General features: G+C 36.0%; 16 protein-coding genes. 14 read left to right on the top strand and 2 right to left on the bottom strand.

Annotation, left to right across the window (positions count from 1 at the left end):
- Nucleotides 1–188: 188 nt before the first annotated feature.
- From C942_RS21315 to wecA (C942_RS21250), 14 genes are all read left to right on the top strand, one after another.
- A complete protein-coding gene (locus C942_RS21315) occupies nucleotides 189–1,955 on the top strand; it encodes a heparinase II/III family protein (RefSeq protein WP_007470183.1) in 1,767 nt (588 codons plus the stop codon).
- On the top strand, nucleotides 1,948–2,565 hold the full coding sequence (locus tag C942_RS21310; protein WP_157372671.1) for an HAD family hydrolase: 618 nt from the start codon (nucleotides 1,948–1,950) through the stop codon (nucleotides 2,563–2,565). Before C942_RS21315 ends, C942_RS21310 begins: the two co-directional genes overlap by 8 nt.
- Nucleotides 2,555–3,847, top strand: coding sequence for a phenylacetate--CoA ligase family protein (locus C942_RS21305; RefSeq protein WP_007470178.1), 1,293 nt, complete (start codon nucleotides 2,555–2,557; stop codon nucleotides 3,845–3,847). Before C942_RS21310 ends, C942_RS21305 begins: the two co-directional genes overlap by 11 nt.
- The gene (locus C942_RS21300; protein ID WP_007470176.1) at nucleotides 3,840–5,024 is read left to right on the top strand and encodes an MATE family efflux transporter; all 1,185 of its coding nucleotides are present in this window, start codon (nucleotides 3,840–3,842) and stop codon (nucleotides 5,022–5,024) included. The genes C942_RS21305 and C942_RS21300 overlap by 8 nt, the downstream gene beginning before the upstream one ends.
- The gene (locus C942_RS21295; protein WP_007470174.1) at nucleotides 4,999–6,225 is read left to right on the top strand and encodes a glycosyltransferase family protein; all 1,227 of its coding nucleotides are present in this window, start codon (nucleotides 4,999–5,001) and stop codon (nucleotides 6,223–6,225) included. Before C942_RS21300 ends, C942_RS21295 begins: the two co-directional genes overlap by 26 nt.
- Nucleotides 6,215–7,318 carry a glycosyltransferase family protein gene (locus C942_RS21290; RefSeq protein WP_007470173.1) on the top strand — a complete coding sequence of 368 codons (1,104 nt, stop codon included), beginning with the start codon at nucleotides 6,215–6,217 and terminating at the stop codon, nucleotides 7,316–7,318. The genes C942_RS21295 and C942_RS21290 overlap by 11 nt, the downstream gene beginning before the upstream one ends.
- Nucleotides 7,319–7,327: 9 nt before the next feature.
- A complete protein-coding gene (locus C942_RS21285) occupies nucleotides 7,328–8,605 on the top strand; it encodes an O-antigen polymerase (RefSeq protein WP_007470171.1) in 1,278 nt (425 codons plus the stop codon).
- 4 nt (nucleotides 8,606–8,609) lie between these two features.
- On the top strand, nucleotides 8,610–9,704 hold the full coding sequence (locus C942_RS21280) for a pyridoxal phosphate-dependent aminotransferase (protein WP_007470168.1): 1,095 nt from the start codon (nucleotides 8,610–8,612) through the stop codon (nucleotides 9,702–9,704).
- Nucleotides 9,691–10,986 carry a phenylacetate--CoA ligase family protein gene (locus C942_RS21275; protein ID WP_007470166.1) on the top strand — a complete coding sequence of 432 codons (1,296 nt, stop codon included), beginning with the start codon at nucleotides 9,691–9,693 and terminating at the stop codon, nucleotides 10,984–10,986. Before C942_RS21280 ends, C942_RS21275 begins: the two co-directional genes overlap by 14 nt.
- A gap of 11 nt (nucleotides 10,987–10,997) precedes the next feature.
- Entirely contained in the window at nucleotides 10,998–13,115 is a 2,118-nt protein-coding gene (locus C942_RS21270; RefSeq protein ID WP_036801380.1) for a bi-domain-containing oxidoreductase, read from the top strand.
- Nucleotides 13,116–13,156: 41 nt separating this feature from the next.
- Entirely contained in the window at nucleotides 13,157–14,785 is a 1,629-nt protein-coding gene (locus tag C942_RS21265) for a heparinase II/III family protein (RefSeq protein ID WP_007470162.1), read from the top strand.
- A 2-nt stretch (nucleotides 14,786–14,787) separates the two neighbouring features.
- Nucleotides 14,788–16,050: a glycosyltransferase family 4 protein gene (locus tag C942_RS21260; RefSeq protein ID WP_007470160.1), complete on the top strand. Its 1,263-nt coding sequence runs from the start codon at nucleotides 14,788–14,790 to the stop codon at nucleotides 16,048–16,050.
- Between the two features lie 248 nt (nucleotides 16,051–16,298).
- Complete coding sequence (gene galU / locus C942_RS21255; protein WP_007470158.1) at nucleotides 16,299–17,219, top strand: UTP--glucose-1-phosphate uridylyltransferase GalU; 921 nt, start codon at nucleotides 16,299–16,301, stop codon at nucleotides 17,217–17,219.
- Nucleotides 17,220–17,418: 199 nt separating this feature from the next.
- The gene (wecA, locus tag C942_RS21250) at nucleotides 17,419–18,528 is read left to right on the top strand and encodes a UDP-N-acetylglucosamine--undecaprenyl-phosphate N-acetylglucosaminephosphotransferase (protein ID WP_007470156.1); all 1,110 of its coding nucleotides are present in this window, start codon (nucleotides 17,419–17,421) and stop codon (nucleotides 18,526–18,528) included.
- 174 nt (nucleotides 18,529–18,702) lie between these two features.
- On the opposite strand, the gene C942_RS25195 is transcribed toward wecA (C942_RS21250), so the two are convergent.
- Nucleotides 18,703–18,867, bottom strand: a complete 165-nt coding sequence (locus tag C942_RS25195) for a hypothetical protein (RefSeq protein ID WP_007470154.1) — start codon at nucleotides 18,865–18,867, stop codon at nucleotides 18,703–18,705.
- Nucleotides 18,868–19,207: 340 nt separating this feature from the next.
- Nucleotides 19,208–20,266, bottom strand: coding sequence for a UDP-N-acetylglucosamine--undecaprenyl-phosphate N-acetylglucosaminephosphotransferase (gene wecA / locus C942_RS21245; protein WP_007470152.1), 1,059 nt, complete (start codon nucleotides 20,264–20,266; stop codon nucleotides 19,208–19,210).
- Nucleotides 20,267–20,470: the final 204 nt, after the last annotated feature.

The raw sequence follows: 20,470 nt of genomic DNA, 5'->3' as shown, positions 1-20,470 counted from the left end.
ATAGATTAGTTTTTAGTTAACATTTATGTGAAATCGAACAATGGCAAGAGCATGGACATAACAAATTACATGTTAGTCAATCAATTACGTTACCTATTAAATCAACCATATTGCATAATATATTGATAAGTGCGTTTTTCAGGAATTTGAACATCCGCATTAGCCTCAGAAAGCGGAGCATTAACTCGTTGATTAACGATAAGCGATATTATTTTGGTATGAGCTGTGCTGACTCTATAAATTACAATTTTCACTATTGGTCTATGATGCTAAGAAAGATATATAGAAAAATAAACCATTTAAGAATGTTAACTAGGTACGTAAAAAAAAGCAGACAAATAAAAATAAAATACAATGAATTGTCTTTAGTTCTTAAGTTTAAAGAAAACTCCAAAATAAAAGAATTGCTGATTAATGATGATAGTAAGACTGCTGCAGATGAAATTATTGAAAAAGGTATATCTATTTTTGATATAAGATGCAGAGCTAACTTTAATTCTGAAGCATTTTGGAATCAATGCCCAAAGTATCTTACGAAATATAATAAGGATGAGTTTTACTTTCAGGCTAAGACATTTGAAAAAACGGATGTAAAATACTTATGGGAAATTGGACGGATTCAATATCTGGTAGTTTTAGCAAAGGCATATAGACAAACTGGAGAAGATAAATACATTAATATTATTAATGAAGCACTCAATGGTTTTATTAATAATACAGTAGACTATAAAGGGGTACAATGGCAATGTCCAATGGATGTGGCATTGAGGTTAGTTAGTTTAACGTCGATATTTATTCTTTTGGATCTTGATATAAGCGCTTATGATGATATTTTAATAAAACATCTATCTTATATGCTTTATCATGATGAATGGAATTCTCAATATACTGGTAATCATCATTTAATTTGTGTATGTGGAATTCTATATACCCTAGCGTCACTTAGAGGTTTAGCAGAACTTAAAAGCTTTTATTACAATAGATTTAAGTACGAAATAGGTAATCAATTTGGATCAGATGGTGGTAATTTTGAATCATCAATTAGCTATCATTATTTTGTGAGTGATGCAGTTAATATAGTACATGAATTATATGATAGATATGCTTTTGAAAAGGAAAATAATTTAATAAAAATAGATAAACCAAAAGAATATAATGCGCAGATAGATTCAAGAAAATCAGATAAAGAAATTAAAAAAATAATAAATAAAATTAATGATTTTTCAATTTGGCATATAAGACAAGATGGAACTTATGCTAAAATAGGAGATGATGATTCTGGTTATTTTGTTGCAAAACAAAATATAAAACATTCTCATAATCCATATAATAAAATATCTAAAGCAAATATAAAAAATCACTTTAATTATGGTTTTAATGGTAAAGAAGAATATCAAAATAACCATATTAAAGAAATAAACATTGACGAAGAGGTAGAGTTTGAAACGTCGAAATATTTCTCAAAATTTGGTTCATTGATAGTGCGCTCTAGAAACTGTCATGTCAGTGTAAGTCTAACGAGAACTGGTCAGAATGGGAAGGGAGGTCATGATCATTTAGATCTTTTACATAGCGAAATCTGGGTGAATGGAAAAGTTTATGGAAGAGATCCTGGGGTATCAAGCTATACATATAGTCTAGCCAATCGTAATCGTTACAGATCAAGCCTCGCCCATAATACGCCTATAAAATTAGATGTATTTACTGATCTTAGTTTGCCATTTAAATTAAACAAACCACATTTTGACATTGAACATATTTGCATTGATAAAAATAAAATTAGAATTGAAGTCACTGTTCTAAATAAATATAAGTTTTGTCGTGAAATAAAGGTTAGCAACGAAAAAAAATTGATAATAGCAGATTATTATAACGATGATTTTTTATTCAAGAAGCCATTTTGTTCAGATGTGCAAGCTTGTAATGTATATGGTGAGAATGTTAATTATGAGTAATGATATTAAAGTAATATACTTGGATTTTTGTCATACAGCGGTAAATAAATTTACACTTGGATCATTTATAAGGTATGTTCAATTAAGAGAGATAAATTTATTATCCATATTTAACGATAAAATAAGAAGAACAGAAGTTTCTGAAAGAATAGAGAATTTAGATCATAAAGTTTACGACAATTTGGATAAGTATGGTCACAGCTATTCAAGTCTGCTAATAAAAAAACATATCAATCAAAATGTAATTTCTGAAATTAGAAATTTAACATCTAATGGATATAAGTTGGTAGTAGTAAGCGCGGCCTTAAAATATTATATCAAGCCTTTTTTTGATATGTTAGATGTGAACGTATATCACTATATAACATCACAGATTGAAAAAAAAGGAAATAAATTATCTTTAGACTTTATGTATGCCGAAAGAAAATTAGAAGAAATTATTAAATTTGAGAATCAATTAAATATTATTGAGTCCGTTGCTTACTCGGATCATATAACTGACCTGCCAATGCTTAAGCATTCCAATAGAGTAGTTGTGGTAGAAGGTCCTAACAAAGAACTACTTAAAGTGGCTGAGAATAATAATTGGAGAATAATTAATGGTCACTGATATAAAAAATATTGCTAAGCTATCCTTATCTTATCTTCCTTATAATTTAGTACATAATCGATTTATTAATGGTCTACAGGTGTGTACTAATAGGGCCTTATTGAGTAGAGATGCACTTGTCGACATAGAAAATGAAAGATTGTCAATATTATTAAATCAAGCAAGTAATAAAGCATTATATAAGCATGTAATTAATGCGGAAAGCTTAGATGCATATCCTGTTATCAATAAAAAGACCTTGTTATCCTGTTTTGAATTTGTAAATCACAAAGATGAAGTAAGGTTATCAACATCCGGATCTTCTGGTGAACCCTTGGTTTTATACAGGACGTGGAAAGATCGCTATGAAGAACAGTACTTTACATATAGTTCTTTGGCAATTAAAGGCTATACTCCAGGAGAAGAGATTGCGTGGCTAAGATCTTATGTTCCAAAAGTGAATGAGAAGGTAATTAAGTATTTGAGATACTATCGACATTGGATGATGTCGGCCTATGATATGACTGATGAAAATATGGATCTATATTATAAAATATTAAAAGAACGCAAGATTAAATACATTTTCACTTATCCATCATCTTTAGGGATCTTTTCTGAATATCTAGTAAAAAACAGGAAATGTTTGCCTGACGTAAAAGCTATTTATGTTTCTTCGGAAATGATGTTTGAACTATGGTATAAGACCGCGTATATAGCATTTCCAAATAGCGAAGTATTAGATGTTTACAATAATGTAGAGGCGTCTGCTAGACTTACCTCATGTAGAGAGTGTGGTGGTTATCATATAAATAATGATTACGGAATTGTTGAGTTTATAGGTGACGGTAAAAATAGGAAAATAGTGGGAACTGGTTTTTTAAATTCAAGCTATCCACTAGTTCGTTATGATACTGGCGATCTCTTTAGCTTTAAAGAGATGAAGCATTCATCTTGTAAACAAGGATCAGATGTAGTTGTTGGTAAAATACTAGGTCGGGAATCAGATATCATTGTATTAGCTGATCGAAGTGTACCATGTGTTAATATATATACGGTTTTTTATAAATTCGCTGAATATATTTCAATTTTTCAGTTGGTGCAAGTAACAAACAGTGATTTTGTTGTTAAATATGTTCTTAAACCGAATGCTACAGCTGATTTCGAGAAAAAGCTGAAATCAGAGCTATTACAACGTTTAGGTGACTCTGCAAAAATTCAATTTGAAAAACTAAAAGAAATACCGCGTGATCCCAAAACAGGAAAACACAAGCCTATAATTACACTGAAGATTGAAAATGATTAGCAGCATTTTACGTGTCTTAACAGGCGATTTGATAGCTAAACTTGCTTCGTTTGTCTCATTTTTAATATTGACGTGGAGTCAATCAGAAGAAAATGTAGCATTATTTGTTATAGCAAACTCAATTATTGCGATCTGCTTAGACCCATCTGCAACTTTTTCAATCCAAAAAATTGTTAATGATGGCTTGGAAGAAAAATATAGGATAACGGTACTTAGGTATATTTTTTTTGTTGGTAATATATTATCATTTATCCTTGTTTTTTCATATTCTGCTTTTGACTCAATTGAGTTGAAAATATCAATTGCAATATTTATATTTTTAACTTCATCTTTTATCTATAGAAGAGTTTATTGGCAAAGTTTAAATGTATTTGAAAAAGTAAGTAAAGAAACTGTATACAGATATTTGTTTGTGCTTTTTGGAAGTATGACTGTTTTCTTTCTATCAAATTTCTTTGAAATTAAATCAGAAGTTTTATTTTTGTGTGTATCTATCTTCATGGCGGCATTTTTGCTTTTTAATCGCGGTGATTCAGCATTTGAAATTAAAAAGCTTTCTGGATTTAAGCTGTATTTCTCAAAAGCAGATCTAAAAATTGTTTTGTATTTATTAATCTTATCTGTCTGGGGGCAAATCGATATAATATATTCTAGTGCTGCAATGGTTGAATATGATACCGTTGTCATGGCAACAGCGCTTCGGTTTTATTCTATTTTTGTTTTGGTTATATCTTCTATAAATACTGTTGTGTTGCCGAGCATAAATAAAATTGATAGTGAAGACTCTGTAAGAGGGCTTTTCCTTATTATTTCTTTTTTCATAATATGTCTCTTATTGGCTATTATTATTTCGCCGTTTATCTTTCCTATATTAACTAACAATAATTATCCAGAAAGCATATTGTGTTTTCAGATACTATCTTTATCGCTAATAACTTCATTTTTTGCAATTCGTTCATTTAATAAGTTGTTAGCAAGTGGTAAACATGTTGATGTTATCGTAATTTTTCTTTTTGCAGTGATAATAAAGACATGTACCTTAATAGTAGCCCCATCATTGTATAATATTAAGCCAGTATATATTCTTTCTATATCGACATTAATATCTACGACTATCCTTAATATTTTAGTTATTATTGTAAATAAGACTCATGAAAATTCTACTGCTATCGTTTAATTATGGTGAATCATCAAGCCCTCGAGCAATTCGTTGGAATTCATTAGGCCAAAAAATAACCGAATTTGGGCATAACTTAACAGTTATTCATGCTGGGAAAAATGAGAACATTGCTTCTCAAGATACTTATTGTACACATACGCTGCCTTTGAATCCTTCATCAGATTCAGGAAAGGTTGAAAAATGTAATGGTATCCTTGGGTGGATAAAATCTCGACTGAGAAATTTATGCATAACTTTACGATGGCCTGACTATGGAATAGTTTGGGTAGTAAAGTCTTTACCAATATTGAAAAGTTTAATGGGGAAAAATGATTACGATTTAATAATATCTGTTTCGCACCCATTCTCCTCTCATCTTCTTGGTCTTTACGCGAAAAAAAAAGCTAATGAAAAATGTCATTGGCATGTCGATATTGGTGACCCATTTTTTTTACTTAAAGATATAAAGGTCAACTCATTTTTTTATTCTAAGCTTAATTTTATAGCAGAGCACTTGGTTCTGAAGCTAGCAGATAAAATATTTGTGACAAATAATATGATGAAAGGTGAATATTTATCTGAGTTTAAACTATCAGATGAGAAAGTGAATGTGTTATTTCCTATTAGAAATAATCCTCCTTTTAAATATGCTTTTAATCCAAGTGGAGAAGTCGTTTATGCAGGAAGATTCTATTCAAAAGTAAGAGAACCATCATATGTTATTCAACTTTTATCTATAGTTAATAGTTACAATGATGATTACAAATGTTCAATTTACGGGGTCGATTGCAATACACTTATTAGTGTCTTTCAACTAGATACTAATTTGTTAGCTAACATATCTATTAATGGGATGATTCCAAAAAATCAACTTGATATAAAAATATCGGCTGCATCCATTATTGTTAACCTTGGAAATACTACAGATAATCAATTACCAAGTAAAATATCAGACCTAATTTTTAGTGGTAAGCCAGTTATCAATATTTACCAGTCAGAAAATGATGCTTGCTTAGAACTGTTAAAGAATCATCCAGCTTGTTTGTCACTCAATAGCTTAGAAGTTAATACGAAAGAAACAAAGCAGAAAGTATTTAATTTTATTAAAATGGTTGAATCAACAGACTTTAGTGAAGCATATGATGATTATGTTTCGATGATGTTACCATTATTTGATGCGCAATCTATAACTGTGGAATATATTTCAAATGAAAGCTAATGTTCATATTTACTCTGTTGGATATAATATCAACAGTCAACCTTATTTATCAAAACTAGCAAAAGTTCTAAGTTGTTATACTGATAAAATAACATTTCATTGTTGGCGGAGAAAAAATACCCCGAGCTCTTCTGAACATAAAGGTGTTAAAACCCGTGTTTTGCTTAATTATGGTAATGATGGGTCAAAATATGTAGCGTTGGTCTATCCTATTTGGATGTTTTTAGTTTTTATTGATTGCTTGTTTAAGAGAAAGAGTGGTGATGTAGTTATATGCTCGAAATTTGAGAGTGGATTTCCTGTAGCTTTATTATGCCATTTTAAAAAAATAAAATTTATCTATCTTGATAGAGATAATTTGGCATTTAGTTATCGTGGTCACCCAATTGTTAAATCAATTGCTCTAAAATTAGAGAGCTTTGTGGCAAGACAGGCTATTTTGCATTTGGTTCCAGGTGAAAATAGGGTCTACGAACAACGTGATAATATCAGAGTTATTCATAATACACCTCACAGTGAGACTTTAGCTGAAGCAGAAAAGAAAATTAATAAATGGCAGCATCTAAGAAGTGATAATAAATTAAATGTGTATATTAATGGTTGGATGTCTGAAAGACGAGGAATTGATTTCATATTAAACACCATTGAAAAGTGCGAAAATATGAAACTGCCAATACATTTTATTGTTGCTGGGTCCGGCGATGATCGTGTAATTAATAGATTAGAATTGTTTAAATCTGTAAGCTACATAGGTTGTGTTTCAAATGCCGATGCATTGGCAATCTACTATGTTATGGATTTGCTTCTTTCATTTTATGACCCCGTCTATGAGATACATCAGAGAGCGGAACCAAATAAATGGTACGACGCATTATTCACATCAACAAATGTCATTGTAAATAATGATATTAAAGCTTCTGAAATATTTATTGATAATTATGGCTTTACTGGGGTTAAATATGGTGATGTTTTAGGCTTGATTAACTGTTTTATGGATTATCAGAAAGATAAGGATGAATCGAAGATGACTTCTTATGATGATTTTATCTGTTGGGATAAGCGTGTTCATTCTGTCTTAAAAGATATTTTGTAGCATTTTAATATGATTTTAATTGTTTTTTCAATGCTGGTTTTATCTGTTCTTCTAGAATCTAAAATTTTAGGAAAGAATTATTATTTTCCTAGTCCAGTATTTGTTTTGTCGTCATGTATAATATTTGTCTATTTATTGCCCATACTAGGTTCATCTTATTACTTCGCTATTGTTCCATCTTTAATTAATGGGCTTGATTTTTCTGAGCTAAAGAAACTTGAGTTTTTTATTCTTGCATTTTCTGTTTCATTTTTTCTGTTTTATTTTCTTATTTCAGCTGTTGTTTTTAAAGGTGCAAGAAACTGGAGTGTGAGTGTTATAAATGGTACTGTTACATATAAAAACGTGCTGATTCTATTTATACTTGCGTTAATTGTTAAGTATATTTATTTGGCAACTGGTCTTAGCTTTTCCCCAGCAGCAGTGTTTGATAGATTTATGTCTCCACGAGATTATACTTATATTAAAAAAGGTACTGGGTTTATTAACTATATTCATTCTGTTTTTCTCCATGCTCTTTTGTTTGTTTCATGTTACTTTTTTTTGAAGCGTAAAGATTTAAATTATATCATAAGATTTTGTATAATATTATTACCACTAATTTTAGTCTTTTTTGGTGGTGGTAAGCAGAACTATTTATGGATAATTGTGTATTGGTCTGTAATTAGTTTTAAACTTTTTAGTTTTAAGCTGTCAAATTTCAATGTTATAAAAAAGATTTTTGGTTTCGGTTGCTTGTTTCTTGCGTTATTGTGGTTTTCCTTTAGTTTTGTCGTTACATCTGATTCGGGATCAAAAGTTGGTTTCTTGTCAAAGTTAGCAGATTATCAGAGAGAGCCATACTTCAGTGCTAGAGTAATCAATGATTTTAACTGGAATTTAGAGTATACGGCTGTTGGTATATCTGACACAATGATCGCGATTGTTCCGCGTTCACTCTGGTCTGATAAACCTTTAGTTGGTTTTTATCGAAGATATTGGCAACCACGTTATGAATCTAGTGTGGTTGAATATCATACCACCACATATGGGTTTATATCAGAATCTTATATGTTTTTTGGATATCTGGGGCCAGTAGTATATGCACTGATTTGGGCGTTAATGTGTTCCTATATGGCTAAGATTAATATTAAAACAAATGAAATTTCAAGTCTTTTTCGCTGCTCTTTTCTATTGTTGTTGTTTTACTTTTTTGTCAGAGATGGTTTTTCAGGATTTACATTTTGGTATTCAATAATAGTACTTTTTCTTTCTGGCTTGTTGGTAAAATATAAGTTTAAATGGTGATGTTATGTTCTTTAATAAATTTATTCGTTCTCTAAATCCATATAAGGTTAGTTCACACAAAGCATGGGATTATACGTCTGATCCACATATGTTAAAGCTAGATTGGAATGAAGCAACAATTCAGCCTACTCCACTTGTATCAAAGTATATCTCTGAATTTTTATCTACAGGTCGTTTGAATTGGTATCCGAATGTAGATAACACGGAACTACGTTTAGCGATAGCAGAATATGTTGGCCAGTCAATTGACTGTGTGGAATATTTTGCAAGTTCAGATGCGCTGCATGAATATATTATTAGGACATTTATTTATCCGGGAGATAAGGTTGCAATGATCGGCCCGACATATGATAATTTTCGTGCCGCCGCGCAAAGTGTTGGTGCTGATATTGTGCATTTTAAACTAAGTAAAGATACCAAATTTACTTTCAATAAAGACAATTTTACATATTTTATGAATAAAGAAATGCCTAAAATTGTTTATCTTTGTAATCCAAATAATCCTACTGGAAATGTATATAATTATAATTTGATTGAACAGTTACTTCGAAAATATAATGATGTTCTATTTGTTATCGATGAAGCTTATTACGAATTCACAGAGATAACTGCCTCTGATTTAGTTGAGAAATTCGACAATATTGTCATCTGTCGAACTTTTTCTAAGGCTTTTGCTTTGGCTTCATTTAGAATAGGTTATGCAATATCAAGTCGCCATAATATTGAAGGTTTGCGCAAAGTTAGAAATCCAAAAAACATTTCTAGTTGTTCACAATTGGCAGCATTAGCAGCACTTCACGATATCTCATATACAAGACAATATGTTCAAGAAGTTAATGAGAGTAAATTATGGCTTGTTGATAGGCTAAAGGATATGGGGCTAAATGTTCTTGGTTATGAAGGTGGTAATTTCGTGTTTGTCGATTTTGGTGAGAAAAATAGAGAAATTATTCAGAAACTTGAAAACCATAAGATTTTTATTCGTTCATATGCACATGTTGATGATATGGAGACCTATTCTCGAATAAGTGTAGGTACGCTTAGCCAAATGACTATCTTCTTAAATGTACTGGTTGATGTTTTAGATGAAATTGCTTAATAAAATTATTGATCCTTTATTAGTCTTGTCTGGGCTTTTGTATTTCAGATTTTATCTGGCAAAGAATGCATATCAAGATAAGGGCAAGCTTAAAGAAAAGCAATTCAGAAAATTTAGAAATCTTGTTATTACATCTTATAGAGAGATCCCTTTTTATAAGGGGTATTATGACTCTTGTGGTTTTGATCCTAATGTTGATTTAGTTACTATTGAAGATGTAAAAAAGGTTCCCATATTGTCAAAAAGTCTTGCTCGCCAAGAATCACAAAACTTGATTAATAAAAAACGTAGTTTTTTTTCATTGGTTTTTAAAACATCTGGCTCAACTGGTAATCCTTTTACTGCTTTGGTTTCATATAAACATTGGATTGTTGAGCAAGCTTGTATTTGGCGACATTGGCATTGGGCGGGTTATAGGTTTAGAGATAAAATGGCCATTGTCAGAAGTTATTGCCCTAAGCCTGGTGAGAGTCGTATAAAATACGATAAACTCAGAAATTTTATCTATTTTAGTCCTTTTCATATGTCTGATGATGATATTTCATACTACTTAAATGAGATGGTTAGATATGATGTGAAATTTCTTCGAGGGTATCCTTCATCGGTAAAAATTTTGTCTGATTTTTTAATTAGAAATCCAACGCATCCAAAGCCTAATCTTAAGGCTGTACTAACTGCTTCCGAATATCTCTCACCTTCTGATTCAGAGTTAATTAGTGATGTTTTTGGTTGTGTTGTTTCTAACCATTATGGTTTGGCTGAACAAATCGTTATGTTTGGTAGTTGTTGCAATTGTAAAGGTATGCACAATTATGATGAATATGGTTTGTTAGAGTTAGAGCCAACAGAAACTGATAACGAATATCAAATTATTGGGACCAACTTAAATAACTACGCAATGCCATTAATTCGCTATGCAACAGGTGATGTTGCGATAGTTACCGATAAACAATCTTGTTCTATGTCATTACCTTATTTAACTAATGTTATTGGACGTTTAGATTCTGTGTTAGAGTCTTCGAAAGGCTGTAAAATACCCGTTACAAACTTTTATACAGTATTGGAACATTACAATTTTATTGGTAAATGGCAAATTCAACAACGAAATGACAATATTTGTCTAGTTATAAGAAAAAAAATAGAGCCTTCTGAAAGTGATTTAAATTCAATTAATGAAGAGTTTAAAAAGCGGTTAGGAGACAATTTTGCATTTTATGTTGTTACTGACGGAAGATTTGTTTCTGTTGGTGAAGGTAAAATTAATCCATTTATAAAGATTTAAAAGGATATGCTTTGAAACAAGTTCTTCAAAATATCGCTAATGGCGAAACTTCTTTGGTTGATGTGCCTTGTCCACAATCGAAAAACAATAATTTACTTATCAGTACATCAAAAACATTGGTCTCCGCTGGAACAGAACGAATGTTAATTGACTTTGGTAAAGCGAATTGGTTAGACAAAGCTCGACAACAACCAGATAAAGTAAAAATGGTATTGGATAAAGTCAAAACTGATGGTTTAATGCCTACTGTTGATGCTGTTCGATCTAAATTAGATCAGCCTTTACCCCTTGGTTATTGTAATGTTGGTACTGTGCTAGATAACGGCAATTCTGAATTTGAAGTAGGTACAAGAGTAGTTTCTAACGGTAATCATGCAGAAGTTGTTCGTGTTCCTAAAAACCTTTGTGCAAAAGTGCCTGATAATGTGGATGACGAGTCTGCTTCATTTACTGTTTTAGGTGCGATTGCATTACAAGGTGTTCGCTTAGTTCAACCAACTCTAGGTGAATGCGTTGTAGTAACCGGCCTTGGTCTAATTGGTCTTGTTACAATTCAGCTGTTAAAAGCAAATGGTTGTCGTGTGCTCGGTATTGATTTTGACTCATCTAAATGTGATTTAGCGAGACAACTGGGCGCGGAAACTGTTGACTTATCTAAAGGCGAAGACCCAATTAAAGCCGCAGAAGCTTTCTCTCGAGGACGTGGTGTCGATGCTGTAATTATTACGGCTTCCACTAAGAGTAATGAGCCAGTTTCACAAGCAGCAACCATGTGTCGTAAGCGTGGCCGAATTGTTTTGGTCGGCGTTGTAGGTCTCGAGCTTTCACGTGCTGACTTCTTCGAAAAAGAATTGACTTTCCAAGTATCATGTTCTTATGGCCCGGGTCGTTATGACACAGAGTATGAAGATAAAGGAAACGATTATCCGGTCGGTTTTGTTCGTTGGACGGAACAGCGCAACTTCGAGGCCGTTTTGGATATGATGTCGACGGGCGCTTTAGATGTTAAGCCTCTTATTACCCACCGTTTTTCAATCAATGATGCACTGGAGGCTTATCAGTGCCTTGATGATCGCTCTTCATTAGGTATTGTTCTTGATTATCCTAACGACAACGTTGAATCACTCACTCAGCGTTCGGTAAATCTGAATGTGGGCGTTTCCCATTCTGCTTCCGATGCGGTATGTGCTTTTGTTGGTGCTGGTAATTATGCTTCACGAGTACTTATGCCTGCGTTCAAATCAGCGGGTGCTAAACTAGATACCGTTGTAACCAGTGCAGGTGTAAGCGCAGTTCATCACGGAGATAAGCAAGGCTTTGCTAAGGCATCTACTGACTTCAACGAGGTGATTTCCGATAGTGCAGTTAACACCGTTGTTATTGCTACTCAGCATAACCTTCATGCCGAGCAGACTATTGCAGCATTGAAGGCAGAAAAGCATGTGTTCGTTGAAAAGCCGCTTGCGTTGAAAGAGTCTGAAATAGATGAAATCGAGGCTGCATACAATTCTAGCGAAACATTGCCAAAAGTGATGGTTGGTTACAACCGCCGCTTTGCACCGAATGTTTTAAAGATGAAGGAGTTGCTTTCTTCAGTTAAGGGGCCAAAAACGTTCATCATGACAATGAATGCGGGTGATATTCCTGCAGAACATTGGACGCAAGATCCAAATGTCGGTGGTGGCCGTATCATTGGCGAGGCTTGTCATTACATTGATTTGATGCGCCATTTGGCTGGTTGCAAGATCACTGGCTTTAATGCAATGTGCATGGGTGATGCACCAGGAGTAGCTGTTAGAGAAGATAAAGCTTCTATTACTCTCTCTTTTGAGGATGGCTCTATTGGTACCATTCATTATTTTGCGAATGGCGGTAAAGCGTTTCCTAAAGAGCGTATTGAAGTCTTTGCAAATGACGCAGTTCTTCAATTAGATAACTTTAGAAAGTTAATCGGATTTGGCTGGAAAGGCTTTACGAAACAAAAGCTAATGTCTCAGGATAAGGGACAGGATAATTGTTCGAAAGCCTTTATTGAGAGTATTCAGCAAGGTAAACCTTCACCAATTTCATTTGATGAGATTATTGAGGTGGCAAGGGTATCTTGCCAGGTTGCTGAAAGTTTTCGTTAACTAGTAGAGGTCAAAGAGGGAGTTCAACTCCCTCTCAATTTATGAATAAAGTACATCGACTCTTTCATACTGTAAAACACTTAAAACCTGTCCAAATTCTCAATCGACTCCAACGTAAATTTAACAAGATTCAACTTTGTGATGAAGGTGGAGAACCTCGACCAAAAAGCCAACAATGGATTCGTTATGAACTTTTACCAAGTCCTTTTATTGGTGGAAAAAAGTTTAAATTCTTAAATCATGAGGGTGAAGTAAGCGACTGGAACGATGAGCGACAGGAAAAACTTTGGCTCTATAACCTTCATTACTTTGATGATCTGAACGCCGAGCAGGCGTTAAACAGAAAAGCTTCACTAGATAATTTAATTGATAAATGGATTGATGAAAATTCGCCGTTAACAGGAAATGGTTGGGAACCCTATCCACAATCATTACGAATCGTTAATTGGGTAAAGTACTTCTTATCAATTGGTGAGCCATCATCTAAGGTGCTTACCAGTATATACCAACAAGCTAACGTATTAGCGCAAGATTTAGAATATCATCTACTGGGTAATCACCTATTTGCTAATGCTAAAGCACTTGTCTTTGCTGGATGTTTTTTTGACGGTGACCGCGCTGAGAGCTGGTTGGATACAGGATTAAAAATTCTTGATAAAGAGATCCCTGAGCAGATTTTGCAAGATGGTGGTAACTTTGAGCTAAGCCCTATGTATCACAATATTATTCTTGCTGATATGTTGGATCTTTATAATTTAGCAAATACTTATAATTTGGTTTCGCTAAATCATCGTAAAGGGCAATGGAAGTTAACCATTGAAAAAATGCTGCATTGGGCCACAGCCATGAGTCACCCTGATGGTGATGTTTCATTCTTTAATGATTCTGCAAAAGGTATTGCGGCGAGACAAGGTTGCCTTCATGAGTATGCTGTTGCTTTAGGTATTGAAGTCAGACAGAAAAGAATACCTGCAGGTCCCGAGCTTATTAGTGATTATCTAAAAGATAGTGGTTATTTTGTAGCACAGAATGACAAAATAAAGGCTATTTTAGATATTGCAAAGGTAGGACCTGATTACATCCCCGGGCACGCCCATGCCGATACGCTCTCTTTTGAATTAAGCGCATTTGGTCAACGTGTGTTTGTGAATGGTGGAACCAGCATATACGGGTTAAGCGAGGAGCGTTTACGTCAAAGGAAAACCGAAAGCCACAATACGGTAGAGGTGGATGGACAAGATTCATCTGAAGTATGGAGTGGTTTTCGGGTAGCAAGAAGAGCTTATCCGGCACAGCCAGTTATAAATGAGCAGAATGGAAAGCTACAAGTCTCTTGCTCTCACAATGGCTATAAACGCCTTTCTGGAAAAGTGACACATAGTCGCAATTGGTTGTTCACAGATGAACAATTAGTTATTACAGATAAGGTGGATGGCAGTTTTACCTCAGCGGTGGCTCATTATCATATTCATCCCGATGTTGAAGTAACTCAAGTCGGTGACATTGTTGAGCTAACATTAATCACCGGAGAGAGGTTATTTGTTGAGTCTAACGGTAAGTTGGAGATTGCTCGTACTACGTGGCATCCCGAGTTTGGCATTAGCATCCCTAATAAGAAATTAGTTATCACATTTACTGAGCCTCAATTAGAATTTATCCTCAGGTATTAAGTATGCATATATTATTTTTAACAGATAACTTCCCACCAGAAGGTAATGCCCCTGCTACGCGAACTTACGAACATGCCGTTCGCTGGAAAAAGCAAGGGCATGAAGTCACGGTGATCACTTGTGCGCCAAATTTTCCTGAAGGGAAAGTCTTCAAGGGGTATCAAAACAAGCTCTATGATGTTTCTGATCTGGATGGCATTCGGGTTGTTCGAGTAAAAACCTTTATCACAGCCAATGAAGGGTTTGTCAAACGCATTCTCGATTATATGTCGTTCATGTTATCTGGCTTTCTTGCTGGATTATTTCAGAAAAAGCCCGATGTTATAGTTGCGACATCTCCTCAGTTTTTCTGTGCTTGTGCTGGTTGGGCATTATCTGCTGTTCGCCGGAAGCCATTTGTTTTTGAGTTACGGGATATTTGGCCGGCCTCTATTACAGCCGTCGGTGCGATGAAAGAGAGCTTTGCAATTCGCACCTTGGAAAAGATAGAAATGTTCCTTTATCGACGAGCGGATTCAATTATTTCTGTGACTCATGCATTTAAAAAAGAGTTGATAGAGCGTGGCATTGATGGTTCAAAAATCGATGTCGTCCTAAATGGTGTTGACCTAAGCAAATATGAGCCTGCCGAAAGCAAAGATGAAGAACTAGCGGAACAATATGGCTTAAAAGGCAAATTTGTGGCGGGTTATATCGGCACCCATGGTATGGCTCATGGTTTGGAGCATATCGTTGCTGTGGCTGAAAAGCTGAAAGGTAACGATGATATTCGCTTTGTGTTCGCTGGCGGAGGAGCAGCAAGGCAGAAAGTTGTTGATTTAGTTAAAGAAAAGCGACTGTCAAATGTTGTGTTAATAGATCGGCAACCAAAAGAAATGATGCCAAGAATTTGGTCATTGTGTGATGTGTCATTAGTACCACTTATCAATAGTGAGTTATTTAGAACAGTAATTCCTTCTAAGATTTTTGAATGTATGGGGATGGGGATACCGACCATCATGAGTGTGCCAGAAGGGGAAGCGACTGCAATTATTAAAGACACGAACTCTGGAATTGTGGTTGAAAGTGAAAATGTTGCTCAGATTTCTGAGGCAATTTTGAAGCTTTATTCTGATCAAGCTTTTTATTATGAAATAAGAAAAGCAAGTATTGAGGCTGGGCCGAGGTTTAGCCGAGATTTAATGGCGAAGGATATGCTTGATGTGTTTAGTAGCCACGCTGATATAGCAGCAAGTTTAGAAACGTTAAAGCAAAAAGGGCAATAGTTTAGCCTATTGGCAGACACCATGCCTTCTTGGCAAGGGCCTGATTTCACACCGTATTGCATTCACAGGTCCATTGCCTGAGCCAGAGCAGAGACACGTTGGTGGGCTCATTTAGATACAACATTTTTATTTAACCGGTTGGCCGTGCAGGCTTAGCCGATTATAGCGTTATCTCTATTTCTTTGGATTTCGCTTTTTTGCCGTCATAATATTAAGGCGGTCGATTAAAGTTTTTATTAAGGACTTTTATGACAAAAATCACAAAAGCCGTCATTCCAGTAGCGGGGCTAGGTACACGCATGCTGCCGGCAACTAAGGCAATTCCAAAAGAAATGTTGCCTATTGTCGATAAGCCGCTTATTCAATATATCGTGAATGAGTGTGTTGTAGCCGGTATAAAGGAAATTGTTTTAGTTACTCACTCGTCTAAGAACGCTATTGAAAACCACTTCGATATTTCTTATGAGCTGGAAGCAACGCTTGAAAAGCGTGTTAAACGTCAGCTTCTTGATGAAGTCCAGTCAATTTGTCCAAGTGATGTAACCATCATGCATGTGCGGCAGGGGCATGCTAAAGGTTTAGGCCATGCGGTATTGTGTGCCCAACCTTTAGTTGGCGACGCGCCGTTTGCCGTTGTTCTTCCTGATGTCATTCTTGACGAGTATACCGCTGACCAAACTTCTGATAACTTGGCTGCGATGGTTCAACGTTATGAAAAGTCTAGTTTTAGCCAGATCATGGTCGAACCTGTTCCATTGGCAAATGTGTCAAAATACGGTGTGGTTGATTGTGGTGGCGTTGAATTGAAAGGTGGTGATTCTTTTTCTATGACCGCGATGGTTGAAAAGCCTGCGGTAGAGGATGCACCTTCGAATTTGGCGGTGGTTGGCCGTTATGTCCTATCTTCAAAAATCTGGGACAAGCTGGCAATCACTCCTCCAGGAGCCGGCGACGAAATCCAGTTGACTGATGCAATTGATATGCTGATGACTGAAGAAGTTGTTGAAGCGTTTCATATGACAGGTAAATCTCACGACTGTGGCGACAAGCTGGGTTATCTGAAAGCATTTGTTGAATACGGCCTTCGCCATGATGCGTTAGGTGCTGATTTCGCTGATTATCTGAAAACATTGGCTTTTGATGGGGCAGAGTTGAAGTTGGTCGGATAGTATTAGTAAAACTGGCTCCTATGTTCCTAAGGTCCTTTGGAATTAAAGTTCCGAGTAGCTATAGTCTCGATTTTTGAGAAAAACGTGCATTATTCTGATGACTTAATTAGACCTTCTTACAGGATCACTGGCCCATTTGTTTTCTTCGCCTTCATCTCTAAATACTATTTCGACACTCGACACTAATAAGAAAATAACTATGTCTTCTGCATTTCTTTTTGTCTTCATTTTGTCGTTTTGTTCGCTTTTTATCTTTCGAAAGGTAGCAAAACGTATTGGCTTAGTGGATAAGCCTAACGCTCGAAAATTACACCAGGGTGTTATTCCTTTAGTTGGTGGTGTATCTATTTTTATTACGCTTGTTATTACCCACTTGGTATTTTCTGAGCTGACGTCAGACTCTCTTTTATTCATTGTCTGTGCAACGATTCTTGTCTTTACCGGTGTGGTTGACGACAGATTTGATATTAGTTTTAAGTTACGCTTGTTGATTCAGGCCGGGGTATCTTTTGCTATGATGATCATTGGTGGCAAAAGCCTTCATAACTTAGGCTATTTAATGGGAAGTGAAGCCATTGAGCTTTCTGTCGCAGCCAGTTATGCGATTACTGTGTTAGGTGTTATCGGTGCAATTAATGCTTTTAACATGGTCGATGGTATAGATGGCTTGTTAGGTGGCTTGGCTTCCGTTACTTTCGGCGCGTTGGGCTTTATGTTCTTTGCTGATGGTAACATGCAGCTTGCGATGGTTTGTGGTGTGATTGTAACTGCGATGGTGCCTTATATTATGCTTAACTTAGGAGTTCCGCTAGGGCGCCGCTTTAAAGTTTTCATGGGCGATGCCGGCAGCATTTTTATTGGCTTCACTGTGATTTGGTTGTTAATTGAGGCAACCCAGGGCACCAACACCACTCATATTCGTCCGGTAACCGCGCTGTGGGTAATTGCAATTCCTTTGATGGATATGGCTACTATTATGATTCGCCGTATTCGCAAAGGGCAGTCACCATTTAAGCCTGACCGTGAGCACCTGCATCATATTTGCCAGCGAATTGGTTTGTCATCGCGCATGTCATTGTTTGTGATTTGTATGATGGCGTCAATTATGGCTGGTATTGGAGTGTGGTCTGATATGGCGAAGATTAATGAATGCGTGATGTTCATTAGTTTCTTGTCTGTGTTTGCCGTTTATTTCTTCGTAATTAGTTACATTTGGCGTATTACGACTTTTATCCATCGTCTGTTTGGGGTAAATAAGCCGACTATACCTGATGCGGTGGCTTCAGAAACATCTCAAAGTGCTGAATAGTTATTTTAGCTGTTGTCGTTTCAGATAACGATAAAGATTAAGGCGCTAACGTATTAGTGTCGAGGGGATGAGTTACGAGAACCGGGAGTTGAGTTTCGAGTGAAGAGGCTAAACTTTCGGTCCTCGTTTCCCTCTTGTTCTTTGCTTCATCATTCATCATTCGCTACTCCCCCCTCAACTCCCTAACCTATCATCCCGTCGCATTGCTTTTGCCTGTTTGTCATATTTCTCCAGTTCATCGAGAAACAGCTGACATTTCCAGAGTATTACAAACCCTTGGTGAATAATTGTTTCCAAGGTGAAGCTTTTGCTGAACGCCATCATCTTCTGGTTTTGCATACATCCCTCCTTGCAATCCATGCTCAGGCTGAGCAATGCTCGGTAGCCCCTACTCATAAAAAATCGTCAGTAATACATTTATATTCTCAATGGGGCATATAAACAGTGTAGCGTTAAAATAATGTTTGGCATTTGGTCTTGTTAATAAAATGTGACAATTCCCGAGAGGAGAGAATGCCTGAGCAGAAAAATGAGGCTTTTATGGACGAGAATTGAAAAGAGAGGGATAGTCTTGGGGGGGATTTTAGTCTTCAGGAGAGCGCAAAGTAACGAGGGGCGAGTTTCGAAAGTCTGAGCTTATAATTTTCGCACTCGCCACTTTAACCTATTCCTCTTCCCTTTATACTACCTTCACATTCACTTTGCGTAGGAAGGCGGTGAGTCGCCAGATGTAGTTGATGGCGGAGAAGTAGGCTACAAACAAAGTAATGAAGGCGCAGAACATGATCGACTCGCTGACCTGGTGTTGTTCACCCAAGATGCCAATGTAGGCAGAGGTGGTTGCCAGGGTGCAAATGGCCATTAGTGTCATTTTGGGCGACAAGCCGATACGTTGGCAGATATGGTGCAGGTGCTCTCGGTCGGGCTTAAAAGGCGAATGACCTTTCTTTACCCGGCGGATCATAATTGTTGCCATATCCATTAAAGGCAGGGCGATAATCCAGAGTGCAGTTACCGGACGGAAGGCGGTATTTTCACCTTGTGAGCCGACAATCAGCAACCAGACCACAGTAAAGCCGATAAAGACACTGCCGGCATCGCCCATGAAAATCTTATAGCGTCTACCAAAGGGGAACCCAAGGTTGAGCATAATATAAGGAAGGGTGGCAACGACAATCACCAGGCAAAACTGAAATAGGCTATCTTGGCCATGTAGCCAGAAAAGGTATCCCAACGAAGCAAATGTTACTGTAGATAGTCCGCCTAACAGTCCGTCAATACCGTCTACCATGTTGAACGCATTAATCGCACCTATTGTCGCCAGAACAGTAATAAGACAGCCTAAGGGAAACACAAGCTCTATCGTTCCCCAGCCAAGTAGGTTACCTAGGTTACTCAGGTAGAGGTTTCCGACTGAAATCATAAGAGCTGACATTAAGAGTTGAATAAGCAGCCTTGTTTTAAAGCTAATATCATACTTGTCATCAATGGCACCGATGATAACCAAAACCGAGGCACAGAGTAGGTAAAGCGTCGGTTTGGTGGTTAGTGTCGGCAATTGTATCAGAGCTATCGCAGCCGTCAGAAAAATACCGATTCCACCGACTAATGGGATGGCGCCCTGATGTTGCTTTCTGGCTGAGGGGATATCTACGAGGTCAACTCTTTTTGCAAACTTTCTGAGAACAAAAAGGCTGCAAAAAGAGGTGGCAAAAATTAGCGCAAGTTCAATGTCCATTGATTATACCTTCTGCCGAAAAAGTAAAAACTGACACATATTATACCTGTTGCCTATGTTTGATAAAGTGACTTCTGATATTGGCAGAGTTTTTTATGTTTAAGTTGAGCTAAGTAGCGTTTTGTAGGTGTTGTTTCCCACTAAAAGCTTGTCGGTTTATTATCGGATTTTATTAACCAAATCTTAGTAAGATTTTGATGTGCT

Source organism: Photobacterium marinum (assembly GCF_000331515.1).
GTDB classification, from domain to species: Bacteria; Pseudomonadota; Gammaproteobacteria; order Enterobacterales; family Vibrionaceae; genus Photobacterium; species Photobacterium marinum.
The sequence above is the reverse complement of the archived record's forward strand: the minus strand, read 5'-3'. Positions and strand labels throughout refer to the sequence as shown.

What these genes read in the sequence shown, in the direction of transcription:
- C942_RS21310 (WP_157372671.1), top strand. Translation starts at nt 1,948, where the DNA reads ATGAGTAATGATATTAAAGTAATATACTTGGATTTTTGTCATACAGCG.
- C942_RS21305 (WP_007470178.1), top strand. Translation starts at nt 2,555, where the DNA reads ATGGTCACTGATATAAAAAATATTGCTAAGCTATCCTTATCTTATCTT.
- C942_RS21300 (WP_007470176.1), top strand. Translation starts at nt 3,840, where the DNA reads ATGATTAGCAGCATTTTACGTGTCTTAACAGGCGATTTGATAGCTAAA.
- C942_RS21295 (WP_007470174.1), top strand. Translation starts at nt 4,999, where the DNA reads ATGAAAATTCTACTGCTATCGTTTAATTATGGTGAATCATCAAGCCCT.
- C942_RS21290 (WP_007470173.1), top strand. Translation starts at nt 6,215, where the DNA reads ATGAAAGCTAATGTTCATATTTACTCTGTTGGATATAATATCAACAGT.
- C942_RS21285 (WP_007470171.1), top strand. Translation starts at nt 7,328, where the DNA reads ATGATTTTAATTGTTTTTTCAATGCTGGTTTTATCTGTTCTTCTAGAA.
- C942_RS21280 (WP_007470168.1), top strand. Translation starts at nt 8,610, where the DNA reads ATGTTCTTTAATAAATTTATTCGTTCTCTAAATCCATATAAGGTTAGT.
- C942_RS21275 (WP_007470166.1), top strand. Translation starts at nt 9,691, where the DNA reads ATGAAATTGCTTAATAAAATTATTGATCCTTTATTAGTCTTGTCTGGG.
- C942_RS21265 (WP_007470162.1), top strand. Translation starts at nt 13,157, where the DNA reads ATGAATAAAGTACATCGACTCTTTCATACTGTAAAACACTTAAAACCT.
- C942_RS21260 (WP_007470160.1), top strand. Translation starts at nt 14,788, where the DNA reads ATGCATATATTATTTTTAACAGATAACTTCCCACCAGAAGGTAATGCC.
- galU (WP_007470158.1), top strand. Translation starts at nt 16,299, where the DNA reads ATGACAAAAATCACAAAAGCCGTCATTCCAGTAGCGGGGCTAGGTACA.
- wecA (WP_007470156.1), top strand. Translation starts at nt 17,419, where the DNA reads ATGTCTTCTGCATTTCTTTTTGTCTTCATTTTGTCGTTTTGTTCGCTT.
- C942_RS25195 (WP_007470154.1), bottom strand. Translation starts at nt 18,867, where the DNA reads ATGCAAAACCAGAAGATGATGGCGTTCAGCAAAAGCTTCACCTTGGAA.
- wecA (WP_007470152.1), bottom strand. Translation starts at nt 20,266, where the DNA reads ATGGACATTGAACTTGCGCTAATTTTTGCCACCTCTTTTTGCAGCCTT.